The 17,454-nt window shown below is 64.2% G+C and carries 13 protein-coding genes and 4 pseudogenes; 9 read left to right on the top strand and 8 right to left on the bottom strand.

What is annotated here, in order from left to right:
* The first annotated feature begins 123 nt into the window (after nt 1–123).
* Both IPN02_06840 and IPN02_06835 read left to right on the top strand, forming a co-directional pair.
* Nucleotides 124–1,155, top strand: a pseudogene (locus tag IPN02_06840) (DUF4143 domain-containing protein).
* A 200-nt stretch (nt 1,156–1,355) separates the two neighbouring features.
* Nucleotides 1,356–1,635 (top strand): annotated as a pseudogene (locus IPN02_06835) (DUF2442 domain-containing protein).
* A 179-nt stretch (nt 1,636–1,814) separates the two neighbouring features.
* Here the strand turns inward: IPN02_06835 and IPN02_06830 are convergent.
* The 5 genes from IPN02_06830 to IPN02_06810 all read right to left on the bottom strand — a co-directional run bounded on the left by IPN02_06830 (nt 1,815) and on the right by IPN02_06810 (nt 6,385).
* A complete protein-coding gene (locus IPN02_06830; protein ID MBK9296557.1) occupies nt 1,815–2,195 on the bottom strand; it encodes a PIN domain-containing protein in 381 nt (126 codons plus the stop codon).
* Between the two features lie 503 nt (nt 2,196–2,698).
* Nucleotides 2,699–3,163: a hypothetical protein gene (locus IPN02_06825; GenBank protein ID MBK9296556.1), complete on the bottom strand. Its 465-nt coding sequence runs from the start codon at nt 3,161–3,163 to the stop codon at nt 2,699–2,701.
* Between the two features lie 314 nt (nt 3,164–3,477).
* Entirely contained in the window at nt 3,478–3,666 is a 189-nt protein-coding gene (locus IPN02_06820) for an AMP-binding protein (protein MBK9296555.1), read from the bottom strand.
* Between the two features lie 14 nt (nt 3,667–3,680).
* Nucleotides 3,681–4,883, bottom strand: coding sequence for a lipid-transfer protein (locus IPN02_06815; protein ID MBK9296554.1), 1,203 nt, complete (start codon nt 4,881–4,883; stop codon nt 3,681–3,683).
* A 1,313-nt stretch (nt 4,884–6,196) separates the two neighbouring features.
* The gene (locus IPN02_06810; protein ID MBK9296553.1) at nt 6,197–6,385 is read right to left on the bottom strand and encodes a hypothetical protein; all 189 of its coding nucleotides are present in this window, start codon (nt 6,383–6,385) and stop codon (nt 6,197–6,199) included.
* A gap of 641 nt (nt 6,386–7,026) precedes the next feature.
* Here IPN02_06810 and IPN02_06805 point away from each other — a divergent pair.
* From IPN02_06805 to ltrA, 7 genes and pseudogenes are all read left to right on the top strand, one after another.
* A pseudogene (locus IPN02_06805) lies at nt 7,027–8,187 on the top strand (IS3 family transposase).
* A gap of 68 nt (nt 8,188–8,255) precedes the next feature.
* A complete protein-coding gene (locus IPN02_06800) occupies nt 8,256–9,077 on the top strand; it encodes a tyrosine-type recombinase/integrase (protein ID MBK9296552.1) in 822 nt (273 codons plus the stop codon).
* On the top strand, nt 9,074–10,000 hold the full coding sequence (locus tag IPN02_06795; protein MBK9296551.1) for a tyrosine-type recombinase/integrase: 927 nt from the start codon (nt 9,074–9,076) through the stop codon (nt 9,998–10,000). Before IPN02_06800 ends, IPN02_06795 begins: the two co-directional genes overlap by 4 nt.
* Nucleotides 10,000–10,992: a tyrosine-type recombinase/integrase gene (locus IPN02_06790; GenBank protein MBK9296550.1), complete on the top strand. Its 993-nt coding sequence runs from the start codon at nt 10,000–10,002 to the stop codon at nt 10,990–10,992. Before IPN02_06795 ends, IPN02_06790 begins: the two co-directional genes overlap by 1 nt.
* Before the next feature lie 117 nt (nt 10,993–11,109).
* Nucleotides 11,110–11,259 (top strand): hypothetical protein, encoded by a 150-nt coding sequence (locus IPN02_06785; protein ID MBK9296549.1) that lies wholly within the window; start codon nt 11,110–11,112, stop codon nt 11,257–11,259.
* A 114-nt stretch (nt 11,260–11,373) separates the two neighbouring features.
* Entirely contained in the window at nt 11,374–12,159 is a 786-nt protein-coding gene (locus IPN02_06780; GenBank protein MBK9296548.1) for a transposase, read from the top strand.
* Between the two features lie 536 nt (nt 12,160–12,695).
* Nucleotides 12,696–14,123 (top strand): group II intron reverse transcriptase/maturase, encoded by a 1,428-nt coding sequence (gene ltrA, locus IPN02_06775; protein MBK9296547.1) that lies wholly within the window; start codon nt 12,696–12,698, stop codon nt 14,121–14,123.
* A 130-nt stretch (nt 14,124–14,253) separates the two neighbouring features.
* Here ltrA and IPN02_06770 read toward each other — a convergent pair.
* From IPN02_06770 to IPN02_06760, 3 genes and pseudogenes are all read right to left on the bottom strand, one after another.
* Nucleotides 14,254–15,241, bottom strand: a pseudogene (locus IPN02_06770) (tyrosine-type recombinase/integrase).
* Complete coding sequence (locus IPN02_06765) at nt 15,238–16,164, bottom strand: tyrosine-type recombinase/integrase (protein ID MBK9296546.1); 927 nt, start codon at nt 16,162–16,164, stop codon at nt 15,238–15,240. Before IPN02_06765 ends, IPN02_06770 begins: the two are co-directional and overlap by 4 nt.
* Complete coding sequence (locus IPN02_06760) at nt 16,161–17,267, bottom strand: tyrosine-type recombinase/integrase (protein MBK9296545.1); 1,107 nt, start codon at nt 17,265–17,267, stop codon at nt 16,161–16,163. The genes IPN02_06765 and IPN02_06760 overlap by 4 nt, the downstream gene beginning before the upstream one ends.
* Nucleotides 17,268–17,454: the final 187 nt, after the last annotated feature.

The following is a 17,454-nucleotide window of genomic DNA, read 5'->3' as shown; positions in this document are numbered from 1 at the left end:
CCTGTGCGTTCGTGGCGGCCGGTTGGGACTATCTGGGCGACGAGGCCATCGGTGTTCGGCCCGAAACCGGGGTGGCCGTCGGGTACCCCGAAGCGGTTGGCGATCGACCCCGACAGTCGGGCGGTGCCCTGGGATGTGGTCCGGCGGGCGTTGGACGCCGGTGCGGCTCCGGGCCAGTTTCTGCTCACCGGCTCGGCTTCGTCGTTCAGCCACAGTGGCGCCGGAAGGATCTTGATGGTGCGCATGCGCCCACTCAGCCACACCGAACGTGGCCTGAGTTCTCCGACGGTCTCCCTCGTCGCCATCCTGACCGGCACCCAACCGGAGGTGTCCGGCGAGACATCGGTTGGGCTGCCGGAGTACGTCGAAGAGATCTGCGGTTCGGGCTTTCCTGGCATTCGGGGACTGCCACATCGGGTGCGGCGCGCGCAGCTGAGCGGCTACGTGGATCGCGTGGTGGATCGCGACATGGTGGAGGCGGGACTCAGGGTCCGAAGGGGGGCGACGCTGCGGCGTTGGATGGCTGCGTACGCTGCTGCGACCTCAAGCGTTGCCTCCTACGAGAAGATCAGGGATGCCGCAACACCGGGGGAGGGCAACAAGCCCGCCCGCAGCACCACCGAACCGTACAGAAGCATGCTGGAACGGCTGTTCATCCTCGATCCGCTCCCGGGTTGGCAACCCACCCAGAGCCACCTGCGTCAGCTCGCAGCCGCTCCCAAGCACCACCTGACAGATCCGGCGCTGGCCACTACCCTGCTCGGTCTCGGACCTGCATCGCTGCTGCACGGCGACCAGGGGCCGGTGCCTCGACCACAGGACGGATCGTTGCTGGGGGCGTTGTTCGAGTCGCTGGTCACCCTGGGGGTCCGCACGTACGCGCAGCGCGCGGAAGCGTCGGTTGGACATCTCCGAACCCACCGCGGCGACCATGAGGTGGACCTGATCGTCGAACGCGATGACGGGCGCATTGCGGCGATCGAGACCAAGCTGGCGACCACCGTGAGCCAGGACGACACCGTGCACCTCCGTTGGCTTCGTGACCGGTTGGGTGACGACCTGCTCGACGCCGTGGTGGTGACCTCAGGGCGCTACGCCTACCGCCGCCCCGAAGACGGCGTGGCGGTGGTGCCTGCTGCTCTGCTGGGCCCGTGAGCACTGGTCCCGACAGCTGATTGGCGCTCAACCTGCCCGAGAGCGGCAGTGGCGATCTCCCCATCGACCCGCCAGCTACGACGTCACCGTCCAGGATCGACTGCTCGGCTTCAGCCAGCTCAGCAACCCTTGACCACGCCTTCCCAGGTACGGTGGAGGAAATGCTGGATCGAGGCGACGGCCGATGAGAAGGGGATGGGATGATGGGCACTGACGAGTACGTGCTGGTCGACGTGACCGATGTGCGGGTGCTGTCTCGTTACGTGACCGAGCTGACGTTTGATGATGGATCGGTGAAGGTCATCGACCTGGAGGATTGGCTGACCGGATCTGACTTCGGCTGGTTGCTGGAGGACTACCCGGCGTTCTGCGAAGTGACGGTCGATTCCGAGTCCGGCACGATTCGATTCTCGAATGGCGCAGAGTTTTTCTCCGGCTGGTCTGTACCTGGCCGCCAAGGCGGCCGTCCCGGCCAGATAGTGGCGCCGGGAGGATCTTGAAGGTGCGTTTGCGCCCGCTCAGCCTCGTCCTGCATCGCTGCTGCACGGCGACCAGGGGCCGATCCTCGGCCACAGGACAGCTCGCACGGGTTCGGTGGACTGGCGCTTGGTTGTGACACGGTGAGGAGTCTCAACGAGTCGATGCCAAGCGAAGCAGCGCTACCAGGCTTCGACCCGGACCTCGCTCATGGGGAAGTCCTGCACGTTTGCGGTGGCCAGGGAAGCAGAGATCCCAACTGCTGCCGCAGCGATGAGACAGTCGGCCTGGTGCAGTGTGGTTCCCGCTGCGGCAAAGTCGCGGCGCCAGGTTCCGGCGAGGCGGCCTTCGGGGACGCCGAGCGGGGCCAATCGAAGGCCGCGAAACAGTCTTACCGCATGGTTTTCCTCGTCGGGGTGGAGCCCACGCCAGATCTCCTCGACCGAGATGGCGCACACCCACGGCTGAGTTCCCAGGCGTCGCAAGCCGGCGACCCGGTCGGCGGCCGGGCGCCCTCGAAGCGCGTCGATGAGCACGGTCGAGTCGAGGAGTAGGCGGGCCACTATCCGGTGCGCCGGCTGTCGGCTTCACGTTGTGCGCGACCCATGTGGCCGGGTCGTCGTCCCATGCGTGCCCCGAATCGGCGAGGGAGCCGAGGGCCGATTCCACATCGTCCCAACGTCGTTCGTCGTCGAGGGTCTGGCGCACCGCTGCTTCGATGTACGCGCTTCGTTGGCGAGTCCCGGCGACGGTCGAGCTCTTCGACAAGTTCGTCGTCCAATGTTATGTGCAAACGCATGTGTGGAAGTTAGCCCACAGGAATGGCATACCGCCCCGGTGGAACTCCTGCACTTCGATGCGGGTGAAGGGGGCCAGGTGCAGGCGGTCGTTCCGCTGCAGTTCGTGAAGCGTCGGTCGGTCATCTCCGAACCCACCGGGGCGACCATGAGGTGGACCTGATCGTCGAGCGTGATGACGGGTGTGTTGTGGCGATCGTGACCAAGGTGGCCACCACCGTGAGCCGCTGGCATCGCGTGTCGATGTGGCCCGCCGGTGGACTCGGTGATCAGCCTGGGCCCCACACCGACATGGCCGTCAAGAACGCTACGGCCACCGCGATGATGGGCACCAGGATTGTCAGAAGCTTGCTGATGATCCGGTCGGCTTGTGCGTCGATTCGTTTCTCGACCTTCTCAAAGCGGAGATTCGTGCTTTCGGCGGCCTTGTCGAAACGAAGATTTGTGCTGTCGGCGGCCTGGTTGAAGCGGAGATTTGTGTTTTCGGTGGCCTGGTTGAAACGGAGACCTGCGATTTCGGAAATTTCGTCCAGCCGCGAGTCGACGTTGTCGAATCGGAGGTCCACGTTCTGAAAGCGCAGGTCCATGCGTTCTTCGAGTTGGTCGAGGTCGCGTTTGGTGGTGACGTCGGCCCATCCCACGGGTGGAAGCAGTTCCATCATGGTGTTGGCTCCTCGCTCGTCGAGTACTTCTTCGAGCTGCTGGTGAAGATGGTACCGTTCGTGCTCGGCCATCGTCATGGCATATGCCTCCGAATCGCTGGGTGGGTTGATTCACCATACGAACGGGCAGTGACGGTCAAGCCTGCTGAGCTGGGCTCTGGCGGTCGGACGTGTCAACCGCTGAGGAAAGCGCAGACCGGCCGGAGCACGCTGGTGAGGTCGACCGATCCCGACCGGGGGTACGCCACGACGGTCGTGCGACAAATGGAGGACTGCCTCCACTCGCATGCCGCAGGTGGCGATGACGTTGACGCCCACCCACATGATGCGGTGGTGGTCGAACAGGGCACCCTTCGGTTTGCCGGTCGCCCCCGTCGTGTAGAGGATCAACGCATCGTCGACATCAGCGCCACCCGGTCGCCCTTGGCGACGCCGAGGCCTGCCAGGGCACGGGCGGCGCGGTCGACCGCCTCATCGAGTTGGGCATAGTTCAACTCGACCTGGCCAAACTTGAGCGCTTCGGCGTCGGGGATGCGGCGGGCGGTGGCGCGGAGTGCGCCGTCGATCGTGGGCATGGTGTGGCTCCTTGTCAGCGGTCGGCGCGCTGGTAGGCGGTGACGACGGCGGCGCCGCCCAGGCCGATGTTGTGTTGCAGGCCGGCCGTGACGTCGTCGACCTGCCGTGCTTCGGCGGTGCCGCGCAGTTGCCAGACCAGTTCTGAGCTCTGGGCCAGGCCGGTGGCGCCCAGCGGGTGGCCCTTGGAGATCAGCCCGCCGGAGGGGTTGACCACCCAGCGGCCGCCGTAGGTGGTGTCGTCGTTGTCGATCAGCTTGTGGCCTTCGCCCTCAGCGGCCAGGCCGAACGCCTCGTAGGTGAGCAGCTCGTTGGTCGAGAAGCAGTCATGCAGCTCGATCACCTGGAAGTCGTCGATGCCCAGGCCGGACTGCTCGAACACCTGGCGGCCGGCCTCCTTGGTCATGTCGTAGCCGACGAGGGCGGCGGCGGTGCCGGCGGTGAACGTGCTGGCCAGGTCGGTGACGATGGTCTGCCCGACGATCTCGATCGCCTGGTCCGCCAGGTCGTTGGCCTCGACAAACTCCTCGCTGGCGAGCACCGCAGCGCCGGAGCCATCGGAGGTGGGGGAGCACTGCAGCCGGGTGAGCAGCGGGTACACCATCTTGGCGTCGAGGATCTCCTGAAGCGTGTAGACGTCCTGGAACTGGGCGTAGGGGTTGTTGGCCGAGTGCCGGTGGTTCTTCTCGCCGATCTTGGCGAAGTGCTCCGGCGTGGAGCCGTACTTCTCCATGTGCTCCCGACCGGCCGCACCGAACATGTACGGCGCAGGCGGCATGGCGAACTCGTACAACTCGCCAAGGGCCATCATGTGCTTCATCAGCGGCTGCTCGCGGTCCTCCGCGCCGATCGCCAACGAGCCCTGCTGCATCTTTTCGAAGCCCACCGCCATCACGCAGTCGGCGCGACCGCCCCGGATCGCCTCGGCGCTCAGGTACAGGGCGGTCGACCCGGTGGAGCAGTTGTTGTTGACGTTGGTGATCGGGATGCCGGTCATGCCCAGCTCGTAGACCGCCCGCTCACCGCAGGTGGAGTCGCCGTACACGTAGCCGGCGTGCACCTGCTCGATCCGGTCGTAGCCGATGCCGGCGTCCTCGAGCGCTTTGGTTCCCGACTCCTTCACCATCTGCGGGTAGTCCCAGCCCTCGCGGGCTCCGGGCTTCTCAAACTTGGTCATCCCGACGCCGATCACGAAGACCCGCTCGTTGTGCTTGCTCATGTGTTGTTCCCCCTGGCCCGACGTTAGCGACCGCGTCGCCCGCCGTGGCGCCCGCTATGTCGTCGATCAGTTGCGAACGCGGTGCCGGGAGAACGAACATGTGTCGGCACCCGAAGAGCCCGTCCCCGCTCGACCGTCAGGGGGCGCGCGCAAGCTTGCTTCAACCCAACAGGAGTTCTGAAGACGTCCTTCGGCGGCTCAGACTTGAGTTGGCGCACTGCCATGTTGGCGAGGAGACGTTCAGCCAGAGCGGTCGAATCCGTGAACAATGCGACTGACCGGGACGGTCTCGGCCAGCTCGCACACAGCCCGCAATCCGTGCTCTCCGGCCTGCTTAGTTGATCGCTTGTCCGAGCAGCGCCCGAGCGCCGCGTCGACCAAGCCGGGACCCCGGTTGATGACCCGGTTGAAAGCCTGGGAAGTTGATCTCGCTCACCGCCCGGCAGGTTCTGTAAGCGAGGTTGCGTCGCTTCGCAAACTTCATGAGTGAAGGTGCGGTGGGATCGGTTACCGCCCCAACACGCGGCAACTCTCCTCGTCGAGTTCCAGCGGCTTTGGGGTAGGGGAGGGTCTCTGTTCGTTCGAGCGGACTCGATCATTTCATCGCCGAGGTAGGCGCACCCCTGTTGAACGAGCGCTCTGACCAGTGTTGGGATTCCCGGACGCCGAGTCACCGCTGATCGGCAACTCAGCCGACCTGTCGGTCGGTACTGCGCCGGCGTGAAGTACCGCCAACGTGTGCGACCGAGCAGCGAAGTCGTTCAGGACACCAGGCAGCTGAGCAAAGAGATTGTCGCGATTTGGGAAGTCCCACTCCTCTGCGGCCTGGAGGCAAACTCGGCCGGTGGGACCGGGTGAGATGTCGAAATTGTCCGTCGGAGGCAACGCTGTTGTCGAGTCCTTGAAGTAAGGAGTCGATGTCGTCGAGGAGGGCCTGGTCGATGAGCGGAAAACGATGGAGCGGTCGAGCACGGCGTGGGCTTGCTCGTTGGTAGATCGTCCTGTTGGAGTAGCGAGCCAGTGCCCGGGCTGAACCCAAAATGGCTCTCCGGCGATCGAGCAAGCCAAGTGAGCGCATCGATTCGATGCCCGCGAGCACAGCGCCTCTGCATCCCCCATGCGTCGTACCGGTCGCGGCCGCGACGTCGTCGACGAACGCGCCGACCGGGGTTGGTCTCATCATCGACCAGGAGGACGGCGCCCATCGAGCCGACACGATGGATCGTGTCGGTGACGGCGTCGTAGGCAACCGCCCCACCAGCCACTGAGGCAACGCCGACGCCGTGAGAACGTCGGACGTGTGAAGGTGCAACCTACGGCTGCGGGTAGCTGCAGAACGCTCCCGGTGTGTTGTTGCCCTGGCTGTCGAGGAATACCTTCACAAACCCTGCGCCACCTGGTGTTCCGGCGGTGTTGCTGGAGTTTGCGCCCGAGCCGCCGGTGGCGCCGCCGCCGGCAATTATCACCGTCGTGCCCGGAGACACCTCCGGACCCGTTGCCATCGGCGTACAGCCCGCCGCCCCCGCCGCCACCACCGCCGGGATTGAGCGTCACAGACCTGCCGGCTCCACCGCCACCGCCACCGCCTCCGATGCCAGCCGATTGGTTAGAACCGTTAGCCCCGTTGGATCCGCTCGTGCCACGAGCTCCGCCGCCACGTCCCCCGTTCCGGAGGCGCCACCCTGAGCTTTGCCAACACTGGAAGGCGCCGCTGCCCTGGCCTCCGGCGTTGTCGGCGTCGCCGCCCTCACCTCCATCCGGCCGCTGATAGATGCCCGTATTCCGTATTACCTCCACCACCACCACCACCACCACCACCACCACCCTTCCTCCGCCACCACCGCTAGCGACGACCAGAATGCTCGGACCGCTGAGCGTGCTGCGCCGCCACCACCTCGGCACCACCTTCGCTGTTGCCTCCGCTCGCACCCGACCCGCCGTTTCGATAGCCGCCGCCTGCGACACCCGGTGCGTTGTACCTGGGCCGCCACCGCCGCCGCCCGTGCCGACGTTGACGCTCAGGAGTAGGAGCTGAGTTGGCTGGCGATCTGTCCGGTAACGAGGGAGCCCCTACCACTGGGGTGCCCCGAGGATTTCGGACAGTGGGTGATTGATAACATCCACTGACACAAAGGAATCCAATATGGTACGCAAACGAACAAAATACTCTGACACTTTCAAGGCCGAGGCTGAAGATGGTGATCGACGGTTCCCGGCCGATCGCCACGGTCGCCAACGAGTTGGACATCAACCCGGGCACACTCGGTGTGTGGGTCAACAAGTACCGTGATGCCCACCCGATCGAGGAGGACCCTTTGACCCCAGCCGAACGTATCCAATTCCGCGAACTCCAAGCCGAGAACCGGGAACTTCGGATGAAAAACGAGTTCTTGGGAAAAGCGGCGTCCTTCTTCGCCCAGGAGTATCGGTGATCTCGAAGTACGAGTTCATCGACGGCGAGAAGGCGAACTACCCGGTCACCAAGATGTGTTTGTGGGCGGGCGTGTCGAAGTCCGGCTACTACGACTGGCGGAAACGTCCGCTGTCAGCAACCGCGGAACGACGCGAGGAACTGGCGGTCGATGTCCGCAAGGTCTTCGATGCGTCCGATGGCACCTACGGGCACCGTCGGGTCCATGCCGAGCTGGGCCGCAAGAAGATCGTTGCCGCCTTGAACTGGTCCGTCGGGTGATGGTCGAGGGTGACATGGTTGCCTGTCAGCCCAGGCCATACAGGCGAACGACCGACCCTGACGGTACGCCGAGCACGGCGGACTTGGTCGACCGGGACTTCACCGCCGCGGAGCCGGGCGGACGCTGGTCGGTGATATCACCTATATCCGCACGTGGGAAGGGTGGGTGTACTTGGCGACGGTGATCGATTGTTTCTCGAAGATGGTGGTCGGGTTCGCGATGGCCGACCATATGCGCACCGGTCTGGTGACCGACGCGTTGCAGGCCGCGATCGACGCTGGTGGCATTCAGTCGAATGCCATATTCCATTCGGATCATGGGGCGCAGTACACCTCTGAGGAGTTCAAAGCGTTCCTTGCGTCAAATGACATGGTTGGGTCGATGGGTAAGACCGGGGTGTGTTGGGATAATGCTATGGCGGAATCGTTTTTTGCTTCGTTGAAGAACGAGTTCGTTTATCGGACAGTGTTCCCGACACGAAGAAAGGCTGTTTCGGGTATTGCGCATTGGATCGAGATTTGTATAATCGTTCCAGGCTTCATTCGGGGATCGGTTACCGGACACCGGTTGAAGTGCATGACAGCTATCGCGACAAGGCACGGGCAGCGTAAGGGCTGCCACAGATCACTGTCCGAGAAACGCGGGGCTCACCAGAGAGCGTGGGCTGGCACCATCGACGGTGGACCGCTACGTGCGGATGGCCAAGGTCTTTCTGACCGAACGAGCGGCCCGTGTTGGGGGCACAGGGGCCGAGGGCCTCGAGGCAGCCGACGTGTTCACCTATCTGCTCGATTCGTGTGGTCGCCTCAGCGTGGCGTCGGCGAAACGCGAGGCGGGCGATCTTCGGTCGTTGCTGCGGTTCTTGTATTGGGACCGGATCATCGAGGTCGATTTGGGGACGGCCATGCCTCCCGTCGCGGGCTGGCGTAACACCGGGATTCCACAGAGCGTGTCACCGGTCGAGGTGAGGGCGTTGCTCGACGGCTGTGATCGGAGCAGGTCCGGCGGCCGGCGTGACTTCGCGATCTTGACGCTCGTTGCCCGTCTCGGGCTTCGCGCGTGCGAGGTCGCCCGTTTGGAGCTGGACGATATCGACTGGCGTGCCGGAGAGATCATGGTGCGGGGCAAGGGCCGTCGTGTCGACCGGCTACCGATTCCCGCCGATGTTGGGCAAGCACTGGTCGGATATCTCCAACAGGGCCGACCGGCCAGCAACGAGCGACACGTGTTCCTGACTGTGCGTGCGCCTCACGTGCCCATCCGTGCGTGCTTGCTCACCAAGGTTGTCTACCGGGCGTGCGGTCGTGCCGGGGTGAATCGGGTGGGTCCACACCGGCTACGACACGGTCTTGCCGCCGACCTGCTCGCCCATGGAGCCAAACTGGTTGAGGTCAGCCAGGTGTTACGTCACCGGGATCTGGCCACCACCGCCATCTACGCCAAAGTCGATTTCGTCAGGTTGGCTCAGGTCGCCCAGCCTTGGCCGGGAGCCCGACGATGAGCGCCTTGTCGGACATCGCAGATGAGTACCTGGCACTGCGCCGTTCGTTCGGCCATGACCTTGTCGAGGCACACCGGCTGCTGCCACGGTTTGTCGCCTACCTCGATTCGGTCGGTGAGCCGACCGTTACCGTGGCCGCCGCGCTGGCCTGGGCACAGGCCCCGGACGTATCACCCACCAGCACTGTTTGGTCCCATCGGATGATGGTGGCCCGAGGGTTCGCCCGCCACATGGCCGCCCTCGACGAGCGCACCGAAGTCCCACCGCCCGGTCTGATCCCGAACCATCAGCGGTGGCGGCCACCGTTCGTCTACAGCCCCGAGGACATCGCCGCGCTCATGGCCGAGACTCGCCGATGTCGTTGGCGGCTACCCGCGGCAACCTGGGAAACCGTGATCGGTCTTCTGGCCGCCACCGGCATGCGGGTCGGCGAGGTGATCGGGCTGAACCGCGACGACATCGCATGGGACGACGCCGTCCTCACCATCTCCACGGCCAAGTTCGGGAAGTCCCGCAACATCCCACTGCTGGGGTCCACCATGGCCGCGCTGGCGGACTACGCGGAGACCCGCGACCGGCTCTGCCTCCAACCGTCGACACCAGCATTCTTCGTTTCCATGCGGGGCACCAGGCTGCTCTACCAACCGTTCCGGCTGGCCTTCCGACGCTTCTGTGACCTCTCGGGGGTCGGAGCGGGATCGTCGATCCGGCCGAGAATTCATGATGTCAGACATACGTTCGCTGTCCGGACGTTGTTGAAGTGGTATCAGGAAGACGCAGACGTTGAGGCCCTCCTTCCGACCTTGTCGGTCTACTTGGGCCACGAAGATCCCCGCTCGACGTACTGGTATTTGTCCGCTGTCCCCGAACTGTTGGCGTTGGCCGTCACCCGTATGGACCTGAACCGGGAGGTGCTTTGCTAATGAGCCTGATCGCCCCCACCCTGGAAAGCTTCTTCACCGACCGGCTCGTCAAGCAACAACACGCAAGCCCGGCAACGATCGGCTCCTACCGTGATTCGTTGCGGATGCTCCTCACGTACGCACAGGAACACACCGGCAAGACCCCGGCCCGCCTTGACTGGGCCGACCTTGACGAGACACTGATCGGCGGTTTTCTCGACAGTCTCGAGACCGAACGTCACAACAGCCCCAGAACCCGGAACCTGCGTCTGACCGCTATCCGTTCACTGGTCAGCTACTCCTCCCTACAGCACCCCGAACACGCAGCAACGTTCCAACGCGTCCTGGCAATACCACCCAAACGCTTCGAACGGGCGCTGGTGTCGTTCCTCACCGCCGAGGAGATCGACGCGCTCGTTGACGCACCCGACCTGGACCGTTGGGAAGGCCGCAGAGACCGGTCGCTGCTCCTCGTCGCGGTCAGAACCGGTCTGCGTGTCTCCGAGCTCACCGGGTTGAACTGCGACAACGTCACCCTTGGCACCGGCGCGAGTGTCCACTGCGAGAACGGCAAAGGCCGCAAGCAACGAGCCGTGCCCCTCAACACCGGGACAGCGGCGACCCTCGCCGGTTGGATGGCAGAACGCGGCGGCCAACCCGGTGAACCGCTCTTCCCGACCCGCACAGGTCGACCGTTGAGCTCAGACGCTGTCCAGCGATTGGTCCGCAAACACGCCGATGTGGCCGCCGACCGGTGCCCGTCGCTGCGCAACAAACGGCTCCACCCCCACGCCCTGCGCCACAGCTGCGCCATGGCACTCCTCCAAGCCGGAGTCGACACCGCCGTCATCGCGCTCTGGCTCGGCCATGCCGACCTCCGCTCAACGAACGTCTACCTGCAGGCCGACATGACAACCAAACAAAGAGCACTCGAGCTGACCAAACCAGACTCAACACCGCCAGGGCGCTACCAGCCCCCCGACGCAGTGCTGGCGTTCCTCGAAAGCCTGTAACTATGCCGACCACACACACCTGGACAACACGCCACCACCAGCCACCCACCGAAAGGTCGGCATAGTCGCGGTGTCGGCATAGTGCGTGCTATGCCGATGTCGGCATAGCACGCCGACATGACCACCAAAGAAGAAGCCCTCGACCGGACCACACCACCCAACACCAGCCCCGGCCGCTACCAGCCCGACACCAGCACCCTCGACTTCCTCAAGAACCTGGGTTCTCCTGGCATTTCTGTGAAGCGAAAAGGGTCGGAAACAGCCTGAATCTGTTGGTATTGCAGGGAACTTCGCCGGGTTGAACGTGGTTGTGTGGCGTACACGGGTCGCGCATCTAGGTTCGGCGGTTCCTACGCCAACCGATCCCGGAGATACACGCCCGTGCGCGCCACCACTTCATTCAACAAGATGCTCGCCCTTCCCGCACTCACCGTCACCAATGTGACCGTCGGCAACGGCACCGTGATCCTCGATATTCGCCACACCCGACCGCTGCTGCGGTGCCCGTGCGGATGGTCCACCCGGGTGGTCCACAGCCGCTCGACACGCCGCTGGCGACACCTCGACTGCTTCGGCATGAAAACCGTTCTCCAAGGAGAGATCCGCAGGCTCTCATGCCGGTCGTGTGGCCGGGTGGTCATCGAGGACATCCCGTGGGCCAGGCCCCGCGCACGCCACACCATCGAGTTCGAACAACTCGTCGCCTGGTGGACCCAACGATCCGACCGGACCACCGTCGCAACCGCACTACGGGTCGACTGGGAGACCGTCACAACGATCATCAGCCGGGTTGTTGCCGAGCAGCTCACCGATGCCCGCTTCGACGGGCTCACCCGCCTCGGTGTCGACGAGATCTCCTATGCGAAAGGCCACCGGTTCCTCACCATCGTCGTCGACCAAACCTCGGGTGCGACCCTCTGGGTCGGGGAAGGCAAGAACGCTGCCACCCTCGGACGCTTCTACGAGCTGCTCGGCCCGGAACGCTGCAAGAAGATCGAAGCGGTCTCGATGGACATGGCCTACGCCTACCCCGCAGCGACCCGCAAAGCCACCAACGCGACGATCTGTTGGGACCCGTTCCATGTCGTCATGGTGCGCCACGAGGCGCTGTGTGTTCGGGGGAGGGTGAGAGACCCTCCCTGCTGGTCTGTCGTAGCAGATCGGTGAAGCTGACTGCAGCCTGATCCCAGAGGTGTGGGTGAGGGCGGGAAGCAGCGGTGACAAAGCCGGGGCGTAGCCAGTACTGCCAGATGGCAGCGGGTCCGGCAAGCGAGACAGAGAGGTGTAACGAGAGTGAACCAGTGGTTGAACCCGCTTAAGCGTGGAACCGGCTCGAACCTGGCGGATCTGGGCCGGGTAACAGTGCACGGTGATCTCCTTTCGGGAGGTCGTCGACTCCGAAGCCGATTATTGATGTCGGTGGGGAGGCCATCACCGCAGTGCTGCGGGTTCGGTGGTAGCGAGGCTGTAGCGGCAGAGCTGGGCGCCGGTCCTGTCAACCGAGACACAGTGAACGTGGGAACCATCTCGGGGTCGCCCTTCCCGGCCAGCATCGGTCTGGTCGGCGGGCAGGCTCACCGTCGGCTGACGGCTCCGGGTTGGGGCGGAGGGCCCGTAGTAGTCCGAGGGCGGGAAAGCCGTCTACATGGCGAAGGGGCCCAGCGAGTTCGCAGTCGATGCGACGGAATGCCAGGAGTGCGCCGGTGAATACTGGTGATCTGTGGCCGAGCCTCGATGAGGCTCGGATGCGGGTACTGGGTATCCAGACCAAGCTGCACCAATGGTCAAACGACGACGACGGTCGTCGGTTCGATGACCTGTTTAACCTTGTTGCCGATCCTGCGTTTCTGTTGGTTGCGTGGGATCGGGTGAGAGGGAATCGAGGAGCACGATCTGCTGGGGTCGATGGCGTCACTGCACGTTCCATTGTCTTCGGGGAAGCGATGCTGCACAGGCTGCGAGCGGAGCTCAAAGCCAGCAGTTTCGAACCGCTCCCGGTCAAGGAGCAGATGATCCCAAAGGCGTCGGGCAAGCTCCGGCGTTTGGGCATCCCTTCGGTCCGGGACCGGGTTGTGCAGGCCAGCTTGAAGCTGGTCCTCGAGCCGATCTTCGAGGCGGACTTCCACCCGTGTTCCTACGGGTTCCGTCCGTTTCGTCGACCCCATGACGCGATCGCTGAGATCCACATGCTGGCATCCAATCGTTACGAGTGGGTGCTCGAAGGTGACATCGAGGCGTGCTTCGACGAGATCTCGCATCGGGCCCTTCTGGGTCGGGTGCGGGAACGGATTGGAGACCGTCGTGTTGTGGCGTTGATCAAGGCGTTCTTGTGTGCCGGAGTTCTTTCCGAGGACGGCGTCACCAGGGACACCAAGATGGGCACACCCCAGGGCGGCATCTTGTCGCCGTTGCTGGCCAACATTGCGCTATCAGTTCTCGACGATCATTTCGCCGAGGCTTGGGAGCGTGACATGGCCACCCGAACCCAGCGGGCCACCCGCCGCAACCATGGAGGAGCCACATATCGTCTCGTGCGATATGCCGACGACTTCGTGGTGATGGTGGCTGGCACCGAGGCTCACGCCAAGGAACTGCGGGGTGAGGTTGCAGCGGTGCTCGCTCCGATGGGCTTACGCCTGTCGGAACACAAGACGCTGACCGCTCACATCGACGAGGGGTTCGACTTCCTGGGGTTCCGCATCCAGCGGCAACGCCAACAGGGCTCGAACAAGCGATACGTCTACACCTGGCCATCGTCGAAGTCTCTGGCTTCGATCCGGGCCAAAGTGAAGGCGATCACGAAAATGGGCACGAACCAGCCCCTGTCCGAAATGCTCCGTCGCATCAACCAGGTGCTGCGGGGCTGGACCGGCTACTTCCGGCACGGCGTGTCGAGTCGAACCTTTTCTCACCTGCACCAGTTCACCTGGCTCAGGATCGTGCATTGGCTACGACGGAAACACAAACGTGCCACCTGGCAGTGGCTGAAACGGCGCTACCTGGCCAACAATTGGTGGCCAGAGCACGACGGTGTCTCACTGTTCGATTGCCGAGCAGTGCCGATCACCCGTTACCGCTACCGCGGAACGAAGATCCCGACACCGTGGGACCAGACCATCATCGCCGCCTGACCAGCGGCACGGGCTCGTGGAGAGCCGGATGCGGTGGTTATGTCGAGTAGACGATTATGTCGAGTAGCGGTCTCGGCTGTTGGGTTCGCCCTGGTATCACCGGTGATCGTGGCGGGTCTGCTCGACATAATCAGAGGGCTTCGAGGAAGGCAAGGAGTGCGTCGCCGGGTCGGTATCGGCCAGCGACCGTGTTGGCCGGCGCGGTGCGGGCGAGTGCTCGTTCTTTCAGCGCGAGGTCGGCGTGAAGGTAGATCTGGGTTGTCTGGATGTGCTCGTGGCCCAGCCAGAGCGCTATCACCGACACGTCGACCCCGCTTTGGAGCAGATTCATGGCTGCGGTGTGGCGAAGCACGTGTGGGGTGACGTGCTTGCTGGCGATCGACGAGCCGGCATCGCTTGCCGCTTTCGCGTACTTGGCCGTGAGCCAGCCAACAGCGTCGGAACTGAGCGGCCCACCTCGTCGACTCGGGAACAACGGGTCGTCGGGATTGCCGCAGCTTTGCGGAGCCACACCCGGAGCGTGTCAACGGTTTGAGCAGTCAGTGGTGTGGCCCTGTGCTTGCGACCTTTGCCTCGGCAGCGGACGTGAGCGCCGACGCCGAGGTGCGCGCACCCCAGACCAGTCCGGTGATTTCCGAGACACGCAGCCCGGTCTGGACAGCAACGAGGAGCAAAGCGTGGTCACGCCGTCCGATCCAGGTGGTCTGGTCGGGTGCGGCGAGGAGCGCGTCGACCTCGCCCGAGGTGAGGTAGCACACGATGGTCTGATCGGAGCGTTTGGCTGGCATGGCAAGTACCCGCCGGATCAGCTCGGCGTGTTCGGGATGGCGCAGCGCGGCGTAGCCGAACATCGAGCGGATCGCCGACAGCCGGGCGTTTCGGGTGGCCACGCTGTTGTGTCGATCCCGCTCGAGGTGGGTCAGAAAGGCTGCGACGAGCGTGGCGTCAAGATCGACGAAATCGAGTTGTGACGGTGCCTTGCCGGTGCGGTCGTGGGCAAAGCCGAGCAGTAGACGAAACGTGTCCCGGTAGGAGCCAATGGTGTGCGGGCTGGCATCTCGTTGGGTGATGAGCCGGTCAGTGAAGAACGACTCGATGGTCGGGGCGACAGCGCTCATGAACACACCCCCACAGGCGCTTCGAGCCTTTGGGCCGCGAGTGAAAGCAGCTCGGGTGTGGCCTGCAAATACCAGTAGGTCGATGCCGGGCTCACATGGCCGAGGTAAGCGGACAGCAACGGCATCCTGGAGGCGACATCGGCCCCGTCGCGATACCAATCGAGGAGAGTGGCGACCGCGAAACTATGTCTCAGGCTGTGAATCGTCGGGCGGCCGGACCCGAAACGCGGTTTGAGGCCGGACTGGTCGACGAGGTCGGCGAAGACCGCCCGTACACGCCGGTCAGCGAGTCTGGTGCCGGTCGTGGAGACGAACAAGCTCGGCTGCACAGGCCGGGGATAGAGCCGGTCTCGCTCGTCGAGGTGGCCGCGAACAGCGGCGAGCGTGGAGCGATGCAACGGAACCCGACGGGATTTGTTGAACTTCGTCAGCCTGATGGTGAGCACACCGGTATCAAGATCGACATCGTCGCGGTCGAGGGCCAGAGCTTCACCGCAACGCATCCCCGTCGCCGCGATCAGCCCGAACAAGGTGCGGTAAGTCGCCGCACGCGGCGCGTTGCCGAGGTCGCCGGCGGCAGCCAACAACGCCGCGATGTCAGCATCGGAGAACAGGTAGGGCGTGGGGCGTTGACGCCGGTAGGCCAGCAGATCGGCTGGCGGCACCTCTGTGGCGGGGTCCAGTGCGTTCAGGTAGATGGCGAACCCGCGGATCACCGTGAGGCGTTGTTTCCAACGGTAGGGCTGCACTCCTTGGGGTTTGGTTGCCCAGGCCAAAGCGGCCTCGATGGTCAGTGCCGATGTCCCGGTCTGGTCCAGCTGGTCAACAAAGTCGACCAGCAGGTTGCCGTGCGCGACCAGCTTGAAACCCAACGCTCGACGCACGCTCAGATAGTCCTCAACTTGTTGGTAGAGCGAGTTCATGCGTCACCACCGAGCCACCCGCGAGCGACGACAGCCAAGGCGGCAACGTCGTCTCTGGCGTAGTGCGCGGTCGTCGGCAAGTGACGATGCCGGAGCACCTGGGCGATCTCGAAGAGTGGCGCACCGGCCCGGCGCATCGAGGTGGCAGCAGCGTGTCGCAGCCGATGCGCTCCGATGCGGGGCACCCCGACACGGTCACATGCCCGAGCGACCACCTCCCTCACCGCGCTCCCCGAGACCCCGACATAAGGGCCCCTTGCGTGGAGGAACAGACTGCGACAATCACCGTGGCGACGTCCGCGCGCGCAGTAGTCGGCGATGGCCTGTCCCACGTCAACGGGCAACGGCAGCCGATCGCGTCGATTGCCCTTGCCGGTCACGACAAGCTCACCCGCCCGCCAGTCGATGTCATCAACACCGAGCGCAGCCACCTCGCCTGCCCGCAACCCCAACCGGGCCAGCACAGTCAGGATCGCGAAGTCGCGACGCCCCGAACCGGTCCGCCGGTCACAGCTCGCCAAGAGTTGGGCGACCTGTGCTGATTCGACAGCGCGACACAACAGACCCCCATCACGCCAACCGGTAGCCGCAGGCACCGCCGTAGCCAAACACGTGGCCATGAAGCCCTGTAGGTGCAAGAACCTCAGGAACGCCCGGAGTCCGGTCGCGACGTTGCTGAGCGACCCGGCACTACGACTATTCGCCTCGCTCACCATGAACCCGATCACATCGCCAGCACGAAGATCGGACACGGTCGAGCGCCCCTCACCTGAACCACACAGCCGAGTTGTTGACAAGAACAGCTCGGCGACGCACCGGTAGTTGCCCACCGTGTTCTCAGCCAGGCCACGCTCATCACGCAAGTAGCCGACGAACTCCTCCATCAGTTGCGAGAACGGACCAGTCGACGCCAGCAACGCCGGTGGCGGCACCACCCCCACCTCACGAAGATAACTCAGCAGCGGGCTCAGCCCGCCCAGGCTGAGTTGTTGGTGCAACCGGCCCTGCGAGCGACGATGATCCAAGAACTCGTCAACCCGGGCCGCTGTCAGACCCTCCGGGCCCCGATTGTGATCGTCCAGCCAGCAGCTCAGATGCTCCATCAACTGAAGATGGCCCGCAGCCGGGCTCGACGAGTATCCCAACCGGGACAACTCCTGGCGGAATCCAACCGCATAGGGCTGAAGCGGGCCCGCGACACGCACACGAGTCGGTGACGGCATGTTCATGATCGTTCTCCTCCCGCCGGAACACCATGTTCCAGCGACAAGAAGCGTCCCTCAGTTCCTC

Origin of the sequence: Candidatus Microthrix subdominans (genome assembly GCA_016719385.1) — a bacterium.
In the GTDB taxonomy this organism is placed as follows: domain Bacteria; phylum Actinomycetota; class Acidimicrobiia; order Acidimicrobiales; family Microtrichaceae; genus Microthrix; species Microthrix subdominans.
The sequence above is the reverse complement of the archived record's forward strand: the minus strand, read 5'-3'. Positions and strand labels throughout refer to the sequence as shown.